This window comes from Streptomyces sp. Ru62 (assembly GCF_002920615.1).
Lineage (GTDB): Bacteria > Actinomycetota > Actinomycetes > Streptomycetales > Streptomycetaceae > Streptomyces.
On sequence record NZ_PQSU01000012.1, the window covers coordinates 58,467 to 67,765 of the forward strand.

Here is a 9,299-nt window from a genome sequence, read left to right on the forward strand (position 1 = left end):
CGGAGCGCAACGGCAGTCATGACCACTCCGACACCCTCCCGGGGCCGCAGGCGCGCGCCCACCCGCATCGAGCGCGCGGCCGGCAGGGCCGCGGCGCTGCAACGCCCCCGCGTCATCCTCGCCCTCCTGCTCCTGCTCGCGCTGACCTCCGTGATGCTGCTCGACGGGTATCTGCGCGCCGAGGTCGGCGGCGACCAGCGCGTGCGCAGCGGGGCCGACTCCAGCGAGGTCCCGGACACGATCCTCGACGGCGGCCCGATCCTCACCTTCCGGGGCGGTCAGGCGACCACGGTCTCCGTCCCGGCCAGGACCATCGCCCTCACCTTCGACGACGGCCCGAACCCGACCTGGACGCCCCAGGTCCTGGAAATCCTGCGGAAGTACGACGTTCCCGGCACGTTCTTCCTGGTCGGCTCCATGGTGTCGCGCTACCCGGGCATCGTGCGGACGATGGTCGAGCAGGGCAACGAGGTCGGCATCCACACCTTCACGCACGTCGACCTGTCGTACCAGTCCGCGTCCCGCGTCGACCGCGAGATGGAGCAGACGCAGCTCGCCCTCGCCGGCGCCGCCGGTATCACCACGACCCTGTTCCGGGCGCCGTACTCCTCCGAGACGGACGCCATCGACAACTACAGCTGGCCCGTCTACAAGCGGCTCGGTGAGGACGGCTACACCAGCGTCTTCGTCGACACCGACAGCGACGACTGGAAGCGGCCTGGCGTCTCCGACATCGTGCAGTGGGCCACCCCGAAGGGCACGCAGGGGGCCTCGGTGCTCTTCCACGACGCGGGCGGCGAACGCTCGCAGACGATCGCCGCGCTGCCGCAGTACATCGAGAAGATGAAGGCGAAGGGCTACACCTTCACCACTATCAGCGGGGTCATGGAGCGGCAGCGCGCGGCGGGCCGGCAGACGGCGGGCGGCGGCACGGCGGCCGGCTTCCGCCTCCAGGCCGCCCACCACAAGGCCACCGGTCTGACCCTCTACGAGGGCAAGGCCCTCATCGCGGCCGTGGCCGTCGCCGAGTGGACCGTGCCCACGCTGTCGGTCGGGCTGGTGGTCGTCGGGGTGGCCGTCCTGGGCCGTTTCGGGATGATGCTGGTCCTGGCCCGCCGCCACCACCGGCAGCGCAACAGACGCCGGTTCACCTGGGGCCCTGCGGTCACCGGTCCGGTGAGCGTGATCGTCCCGGCGTACAACGAGAAGGAGTGCATCGCCAACACGCTTCGGTCGCTGGCGCGCAGCACCCACCCGATCGAGATCATCGTGGTGGACGACGGCTCGACCGACGGCACCTCGCGGATCGCGCGCGACGCGGCCGAGTCGCTCGGCATGACGAACGTGCGGGTGATCCGCCAGGAGAACGCCGGCAAGCCGGCCGCCCTGAACAACGGCGTGCGCAACGCGTCGTACGGCATCGTCGTCATGATGGACGGCGACACGGTCTTCGAACCGGACACCGTGCGCCAGTTGGTGCAGCCGTTCGCCGACCCGTCCGTCGGCGCGGTCGCCGGCAACGCCAAGGTCGGCAACCGCACCACGGTGATCGGCGCCTGGCAGCACATCGAGTACGTGATGGGCTTCAACCTCGACCGGCGCATGTACGACCTGCTGCGCTGCATGCCCACCATCCCGGGGGCGATCGGCGCGTTCCGCCGCGACGCCGTGCTGGCGGTCGGCGGCATGAGCGAGGACACCCTCGCCGAGGACACCGACATCACCATCGCCATGCACCGCGCGGGCTGGCGGGTCGTCTACCAGGAGCACGCCCGGGCCTGGACGGAGGCGCCCGGCTCCCTGGGGCAGCTCTGGTCCCAGCGCTACCGCTGGTCGTACGGCACCATGCAGGCCCTGTGGAAGCACCGCAAGTCCCTGACGGACCGGGGACCGTCGGGCCGCTTCGGCCGCGTCGGCATGCCCCTGGTGGTGATCTTCCAGGTCGTGACCCCGCTGTTCGCCCCGCTCATCGACGTCTTCACCGTCTACTCCATGGTCTTCGTCGACCTCCGGGCGGCCCTGCTGGCCTGGCTGGCGGTCCTCGGTGTCCAGCTCCTGTGCGCGGCCTACGCCTTCCGCCTGGACCGGGAGAAGTACCGCTACCTGTTGATGATGCCCCTGCAACAACTGGCCTACCGCCAGATGATGTACCTCGTCCTCATCCACTCCTGCGTCACCGCGCTCACGGGCGGCCGCCTGCGCTGGCAGAAGCTGAGGCGGACGGGCGAGGTCGGGACACCGGCGGGGGCGGGCTGAGATGGGAGCGCACAGCAGGACGGCGTCCGATCCCGCCGTACGGCCGTCCCCGCCCGGGCCCACCGGACGCGACCGCTACTTCGACACGCTCAGGGCCCTGGCACTGGTCCGGGTGGTGACGTACCACACCTTCGGGTGGGCCTGGTGCGGCCTGGTGTTCCCCTCCATGGGCGTCATGTTCGCCCTGGCCGGGACCCTGATGGCCAAGTCCCTGGAACGCCCGGCCCCGAAGGTCGTCAGGAGCAGGCTCAGACGGCTCCTGCCCCCGTTCTGGTTCTGGGGGTTCTTCGTGGTGCTCGCGATGCTGGTCCACGGCTGGATGCCGGGCCGGGAGATCGTCTACTGGGTCGTCCCGCTCGGCGACCCGCCGGGCGACGCGTGGGGCGAGCAGGCCTGGGAGATCCTCTGGTACCTGCGCACCTACCTCTGGTTCGTGCTGCTCTCCCCGCTGCTGCTGCGGGTCTTCCGGCTCGCCCCGGTCCCGGTCCTGGTGCTGTCCCTCGCGCCGGTCCTGGTGCTGGACTTCGTCTGGTCCGGCCCGGACGACCGGCTGGGCAGCGCCCTGTGGGACCTGTCGACGTACCTCTGCTGCTGGCTGCTCGGCTTCGCCCACCGCGACGGCGTGCTCCAGCGGGCGAAGCCGGCCCCGGTGGCCGTCCTGTCGCTCGCGGCCCTCGGTTACGGCGCCTGGTACGCCTTCACGCACCAGGCGGACTTCGGGACGTACGACCTGGACGAGAACCCCCTGGCCCAGGCATTCTGGTCGGCCGGCTTCGTGCTGCCGCTGATGTGGGCGAAGGCGCGCTTCCGGATCGACTTCGCCCGGCTGACCCGGTTCCGGCGCCTGGACCGCACGGTCACCGTGTTCAACGCCCGCGCGGTGACGATCTACCTGTGGCACCAGATCGCGCTGGTGCTGGCCGTCCCGCTGATAGACCGGCTCTGGAACGTGCCGGCCTTCGAGACGTACCTCCCGCTGGACAGCCAATGGTTCCTGTTCGGCGTTGGCTGGGTGCTGATCGCCTTCTTCGTGCTGGCCTGCGGGTGGGTGGAGGACGTGGCGGCACGCAAGAAGCCGACGCTCCTGCCCGGAAGGCGGGCTGCAAGAATGGGCGGGTGACCCGCGCTTCCCTGAACAAGCAGCCGCACGAAGTCGCCTCGATGTTCGACGACGTGGCGGAACGGTACGACCTGACGAACGACGTGCTGTCGCTCGGCCAGGACCGGCGCTGGCGCAAGGAGGTGGCGAAGGCGGTCGACGCGCGCCCCGCACAGAAGGTCCTGGACCTCGCCGCCGGAACGGCCACCTCCTCGCTGCCCTTCGCGCGGACCGGCGCGTACGTCGTCCCCTGCGACTTCTCCCTCGGCATGCTCCAGGTCGGCAAGAAGAAGCACACCTGGCTGCCGTTCACGGCGGGTGACGCGACGAGGCTGCCCTTCAAGGACGACACCTTCGACGCGGTGACGATCTCCTTCGGGCTGCGCAACGTGCAGGACACGGACGCGGCGCTGCGCGAGATGCACCGGGTCACCCGGCCCGGCGGACGCGTGGTGATCTGCGAGTTCTCCCACCCGACGTGGGCGCCGTTCCGGACCGTCTACACCGAGTACCTGATGCGGGCGCTGCCGTCGGTCGCGCGCGCGGTCTCCTCCAACCCCGACGCGTACGTCTACCTCGCCGAGTCCATCCGGGCCTGGCCCGACCAGCCCGCGCTCGCCGAACGGCTGCGCAAGGCGGGCTGGTCCAAGGTGGCGTGGCGCAACCTCACCGGCGGCGTGGTCTCGCTGCACCGGGGCTTCAAGGAGTAGCGGGCTTCAAGGAGTAGCGGGCTTCAGGGGGTAGCGGGCTGCGAGGAGCGGGCTTCGAGAGCGGCGGGCGCCGGGTGAGCCGGGGCTTCGGGGGAGCTTCAGGAAGAGCCGAATCCGGCCACCGCGTACGGGTCGCCGGGCTGCTCCAGCTCCCGTTGCAATCCACCCGTCGGGGGTCGCGGAACGCGCGGCTCGCGCACGCCTCCGCCGCCTTCGCCCTCACCGAAGTCGAACCACACGTACACCATCGAGTCCGGCGGCACCTCGGCACCGGGCTGCGGATACTGGCGTACGACGTAGTCGACGACGGCGCGGTGGAACTCCGGGCGGTCCGGCGCGTTGAGGGACAGGCCCCGCGCCCTGGCCGTTTCGCGCGCGTCCACGGCCATCAGACCGACCAGACGCGGGACGCGCACGTCGGGTGTTTTGGGTGTTCTACGCACAGATGTCACCCCCAGCGGTACAGGCAGGGTAACTCTCGCCCGTCCCACCCGGAAGGTACCGGTGTCTTTCTGTAGCAGACGACTACCGAGAGTGAGGGAAGCGGAGCCGGAAGCACAGGGCCGGCGCGTTCAGTGCGGGGTGCGGGTAGGTCTCCGCCCGCTCCATGCCGAGCCGCCGGGTCACGGCGATCGACCGCTCGTTGCCCTGAAGGACCATCGCCACCACCCCCGGCACCCCGGCCCCCCGTACGCGTTCGAGCGCCTCCCGCGCCGCCGCGGTCGCGTACCCCTTGCCCCAGTGCGCCCGCCCGAGCCGCCAGCCGATCTCGATCTCACCGACCGGCCCCCAGTCCCGCGGCCACGGCTGCGCGCCGGTGAAGCCGATGACCTCGCCGGACTCGTCCAGCAGGGTCCACAGGCAGAAGCCGTGCTCCGCGTCGTGCCGCCGCTGGCGCGCGGTGAGTTCCTCGTACACCGACAGCTCCGCCGGCCTGCCGCCGTGGAACTCCATCACCTCCGGGTCATCGAAGACCCGGTGCCAGGCGACCGCGTCCTCGTGCGTGGGAACGCGCAGCCGTACCGGGGGCAGAGGTCGGTTCACAGGGCAGCCCTTCAGCCAGGCGATCAAGTCCGCTGAATAGACTGCCCATGTCCAGTGCCGGTCGGCACGCAGATTTCGAAACCTTGGGGAGATCCCGCCGTGACCGAGCCCCTCTCCGACCACACCGCCGATGTGATCGTCGTGGGCGCGGGGCCAGCCGGCTCCACGACCGCGTACCACCTCGCCAAGGCCGGTCTCGACGTCCTGCTCCTGGAGAAGACCGAGTTCCCGCGCGAGAAGGTGTGCGGCGACGGCCTCACCCCGCGCGCGGTCAAGCAGCTCGTCGCCATGGGCATCGACATCTCCGAGGAGGCCGGCTGGCTGCGCAACAAGGGCCTGCGCATCATCGGCGGCGGCTCCCGCCTCCAGCTCGACTGGCCGGACCTCGCCGCCTACCCGAACTACGGGCTGGTCCGCAAGCGCGACGACTTCGACGAGCAGCTCGCCCGCAACGCCCAGAAGGCCGGCGCCCGGCTGTACGAGCGCTGCAACGTCAGCGGCCCGGTCCTCGACGACCGCACCGGCCGCATCACCGGCGTCACCGCCAAGCTCGGCGAGGAGAAGCGCGAGGTCACCTTCCACGCGCCGCTCGTCGTCGCCGCCGACGGCAACTCCACCCGCCTCTCCCTGGCGATGGGCCTGCACCGCCGCGAGGACCGCCCGATGGGCGTCGCGGTCCGCACGTACTTCCACAGCCCCCGCCACGACGACGACTACCTGGAGTCCTGGCTGGAACTGTGGGACCGCCGCGGCCCCCAGGACCGCCTGCTGCCCGGCTACGGCTGGATCTTCGGCATGGGCGACGGCACGTCGAACGTGGGCCTCGGCGTGCTGAACACCTCCGCCTCCTTCAAGGAGCTGGACTGGCGCGAGATCCTCAAGGCGTGGTGCGCCTCCATGCCGGAGGACTGGGGCTACACCCCGGAGAACATGACCGGCCCGATCCGCGGCGCCGCCCTGCCCATGGCCTTCAACCGCCAGCCGCACTACACGCGCGGACTGCTGCTCGTCGGTGACGCCGGCGGCCTGGTGAACCCCTTCAACGGCGAGGGCATCGCCTACGCCATGGAGTCCGGCCAGATCGCCGCCGACGTCATCGTGCAGGCCCACGCGCGCGCGACGCCCGCCCAGCGCGAGATCGCCCTCCAGCGCTACCCGCGCGTCCTCAAGGACACCTACGGCGGCTACTACACGCTCGGCCGCGCCTTCGTGAAGCTCATCGGCAACCCGAAGGTCATGCAGATCGCCACCCAGCGCGGTCTGACCCACCCGCTGCTGATGAAGTTCACCCTGAAGCTGCTGGCGAACCTCACCGACCCCACGGGCGGCGATGCGATGGACCGCATCATCAACGGCCTGAGCAAGGTGGCCCCGAAGGCGTGACTAGGCGCTGAAAGCCGCGGCGTTGGCGGCCCGGCGCGCGTACACCGCGTCCCGCCGGTCCGCCATCTGCCGCAGCGCGTCCTTCTTGTCCCGTTTCGAGAGCCGGTCCAGATAGACGTACCCGTTGGTGTGGTCGGTCTCGTGGGCCAGGCACCGCGCGAAGTACCCGGTGCCCTCGACGACGACGGCGTGGCCGTCCCTGTCCTGTCCGCGCACGACGGCCCGGTCCGGCCGCGGTACGGCCATCACGGCACCCGGCACCGACAGGCACCCCTCGCCCTCGTCCAGCAGTCGTCGCCCGGTCGTGGGCGTTTCGAGTACTGGATTGACAATGTGCCCGACATGTCGGACTCCGTCGTCATCGAGGCAGTCGTACACGAACAGCCGCAGATGCACCCCGACCTGATTCGCCGCCAGCCCCGCGCCCTCGGCCACGTACATGGTGCGGAACATGTCGTCGATGAGCGCGGCGAGGTCGGGCCCGAACTCCGTGACGTCCCGGCACGGCTTGTGCAGCACCTCCTCGCCGACCTCGGTGACACGGCGCACCGCGCCCCGCCCGGCCTCGGGGGCGTACGGCGGGTAGTGGTCGGCGGGACTTCCCTGTACGAACACGCATGGCATCGCGTGGACTCCTTCGCTCGGCGACGGACCACCGGACGGCGGCCCGGGCAGAGCATGTCAGGAGCGAGGCGAGGCGTGCCGGGGACAGGCGAGGCGTGTCAGGGGTGACGTACGGCGTGCCTGGGCCGCCGCACGGCGGCCCAAGGGCACACGGCGGTCCGAGGACGGCGCACGGCGTTCCGGGGACGCCGCGAGGGCCGCTGCCCCCGAGCGGCTGCGGCCCTACGCGTGTGAGAGGTGCGGAGTGCGCTCAGAGCACCCGCACGGCGCCGGTGGGCGGGTCGTACGACAGCGGGCGCTCCACGACCCCGGTGGAGGGGTTCTGCGCGCCCACGAACATGCCGTCGCCGACGTACACCGCGACGTGGTACGCGCTGCCCGCGCCGCCCCAGTACAGGATGTCGCCCGGCTGGAGGTTGCTCAGCGAGACCTGGGTGCCGGCCGTCGACTGGTCCTGGGAGACGCGCGGCAGGCTGATGCCGACCTGCTTGAAGGCCGTCTGCACCAGGCCGGAGCAGTCGTAGGCGGAGGGGCCGGTGGCACCGGAGACGTACGCCTTGCCGACCTGCGCCTTGACGAAGCTGATGACGGCCGCGGCCGAACCGGTGGCCGTGGACGTGCTCGTGGTGGTGGACGTGGACGTGGAGCCGGCGTCCGCCGTGGTGGAGAGCGTGGTCCGCTCCGCGGTGCGGGAGGCGCGGGCGGCGGCCTCCTTGCGGGCGGCCTCCTGGGCCTTCTTCTTTGCCTCCGCCGCCTTCTTCTTGGCGTCGGCGAGGTCCGCCTTGGCCTGCTTCGCGGCCTTCGTGGCAGCCGCGTCACGCTCGGCCTGGAGCTGGTAGTTCGCGGCTGCCTGCTCGGTGGCGTCCGCGGACTGGGCCGCCTGAGCGGCCAGGTCGGCCGTCAGGGTGGGCAGTTCGAGGGTCTGCGTCACCGGCTCGGCAGCGTTCGCCGAGCCGGACGCCCCGGCGACTGCCAGGGTGCCGAGGACGCCACCGGCAACTCCGGCCCGCATCGCGAGGGTCGACGCGCTGCGGCGGGGCTTCCGGTGGCTGCGTATGTGAGCGGTGTGGGACATGGGAACAACCGGTACCAGGGGCTCCTTCATATCTTCAAGAAACGTGTGCTGCGCCACAGTTGTTCAATCGAGCCCCGGAAAGCCGGGCGTGTCGCTCTTTATTGACGCCGTAACGGACATTGCGGACGCCCGTGATCAAGCCCTTGATCACGGTCTTTGATCATTAAGTCCGAATTGCCCCCCGCTACCACTGGTTGGCTTCGTTGGCCAAGCCCGGTTCTCAGACGTCTCTCATGAATGTGGCGGACGTCACGGAACGATTACCGGAATGGCGGCGTCCGACGCCTGCTCGGCTCGTGAACGCATGCACGTGCCCCCATCGCGTCCACATCCCGCCCCGACCTCCCTCCGAGGTGTGAACGCGCCCCTCTATCAGCCCCCCGCGTCCATCGCCAATTTGCATGCATCGGAAGTCTCTTGATATGGAGACGCACCCTCCGGCCTGCGATGACATGCGAGATTGTCACTTCTGGTGATCAACTGAACGCTTCGCGTATGAAGATCACTCATCATCCGACTTCATGATCCTTCGTCAGGTGGTGGAGATCACAAAGCTTGTGCAATACCCCGTGTCGCAGATCACAGAGCGGCGGGCATAAGATGCGAGGCAGTTGGGCTTGTGACCTGCTTCACATGTTCGCGATCTTCGCCGGGGCCAGCGGGGTTCGTGGGACCGGTGAGGCCGGTGTGAGCCCAGTGCAACCGCCAGCAGTCAGTGCCGACTGAGAGGAGCGAGGAGCGGTGAACGCGTATGCGCCCATCCTCGTACTGGGAGCCCTCGGGGCAGGCTTTGCGATCTTCTCCGTGGTCATGGCCACGCTGATCGGTCCGAAGCGGTACAACCGCGCGAAGCTCGAAGCCTACGAGTGCGGCATCGAGCCGACCCCCACGCCGGCCGGCGGCGGGCGCTTCCCCATCAAGTACTACCTGACGGCGATGCTCTTCATCGTCTTCGACATCGAGATCGTCTTCCTCTACCCCTGGGCCGTCACCTTCGACGCCCTGGGGATCTTCGGGCTCGTGGAGATGCTGCTCTTCGTGCTCACCGTCTTCGTCGCGTACGCGTACGTATGGCGGCGCGGCGGCCTGGAATGGGACTGAGGGGCCT

Annotated in this window: 9 protein-coding genes; 5 read left to right on the plus strand and 4 right to left on the minus strand. The window is 70.0% G+C overall.

The genetic code is table 11. The annotated features are described in order from the left end of the window. The first annotated feature begins 18 nt into the window (after positions 1 to 18). The 3 genes from C3492_RS17680 to C3492_RS17690 are packed head-to-tail and all read left to right on the plus strand — an operon-like array spanning position 19 to position 4,065. Positions 19 to 2,256 (plus strand): bifunctional polysaccharide deacetylase/glycosyltransferase family 2 protein, encoded by a 2,238-nt coding sequence (locus C3492_RS17680; protein WP_103812723.1) that lies wholly within the window; start codon positions 19 to 21, stop codon positions 2,254 to 2,256. A gap of 1 nt (position 2,257) precedes the next feature. Beyond that, complete coding sequence (locus tag C3492_RS17685; RefSeq protein WP_103812724.1) at positions 2,258 to 3,376, plus strand: acyltransferase; 1,119 nt, start codon at positions 2,258 to 2,260, stop codon at positions 3,374 to 3,376. Further along, positions 3,373 to 4,065: a demethylmenaquinone methyltransferase gene (locus tag C3492_RS17690; RefSeq protein WP_103812725.1), complete on the plus strand. Its 693-nt coding sequence runs from the start codon at positions 3,373 to 3,375 to the stop codon at positions 4,063 to 4,065. Before C3492_RS17685 ends, C3492_RS17690 begins: the two co-directional genes overlap by 4 nt. 98 nt (positions 4,066 to 4,163) lie before the next feature. Here the strand turns inward: C3492_RS17690 and C3492_RS17695 are convergent, their stop codons facing one another. Both C3492_RS17695 and C3492_RS17700 read right to left on the minus strand, forming a co-directional pair. Further along, positions 4,164 to 4,481 carry a PASTA domain-containing protein gene (locus C3492_RS17695; RefSeq protein WP_103812726.1) on the minus strand — a complete coding sequence of 106 codons (318 nt, stop codon included), beginning with the start codon at positions 4,479 to 4,481 and terminating at the stop codon, positions 4,164 to 4,166. 109 nt (positions 4,482 to 4,590) lie between these two features. Next, positions 4,591 to 5,109, minus strand: coding sequence for a GNAT family N-acetyltransferase (locus C3492_RS17700; RefSeq protein WP_103812727.1), 519 nt, complete (start codon positions 5,107 to 5,109; stop codon positions 4,591 to 4,593). A 99-nt stretch (positions 5,110 to 5,208) separates the two neighbouring features. On the opposite strand from C3492_RS17700, the gene C3492_RS17705 reads away from it, so the two are divergent. After that, entirely contained in the window at positions 5,209 to 6,492 is a 1,284-nt protein-coding gene (locus tag C3492_RS17705) for a geranylgeranyl reductase family protein (protein WP_103812728.1), read from the plus strand. Here C3492_RS17705 and def read toward each other — a convergent pair whose 3' ends face one another. Both def and C3492_RS17715 read right to left on the minus strand, forming a co-directional pair. Continuing rightward, on the minus strand, positions 6,493 to 7,116 hold the full coding sequence (def, locus tag C3492_RS17710) for a peptide deformylase (RefSeq protein WP_103812729.1): 624 nt from the start codon (positions 7,114 to 7,116) through the stop codon (positions 6,493 to 6,495). Between the two features lie 250 nt (positions 7,117 to 7,366). After that, positions 7,367 to 8,191, minus strand: a complete 825-nt coding sequence (locus tag C3492_RS17715; RefSeq protein ID WP_103812730.1) for a C40 family peptidase — start codon at positions 8,189 to 8,191, stop codon at positions 7,367 to 7,369. A 741-nt stretch (positions 8,192 to 8,932) separates the two neighbouring features. On the opposite strand from C3492_RS17715, the gene C3492_RS17720 reads away from it, so the two are divergent. Next, on the plus strand, positions 8,933 to 9,292 hold the full coding sequence (locus C3492_RS17720; RefSeq protein WP_003992243.1) for an NADH-quinone oxidoreductase subunit A: 360 nt from the start codon (positions 8,933 to 8,935) through the stop codon (positions 9,290 to 9,292). The last annotated feature ends 7 nt before the right edge of the window (positions 9,293 to 9,299 follow it).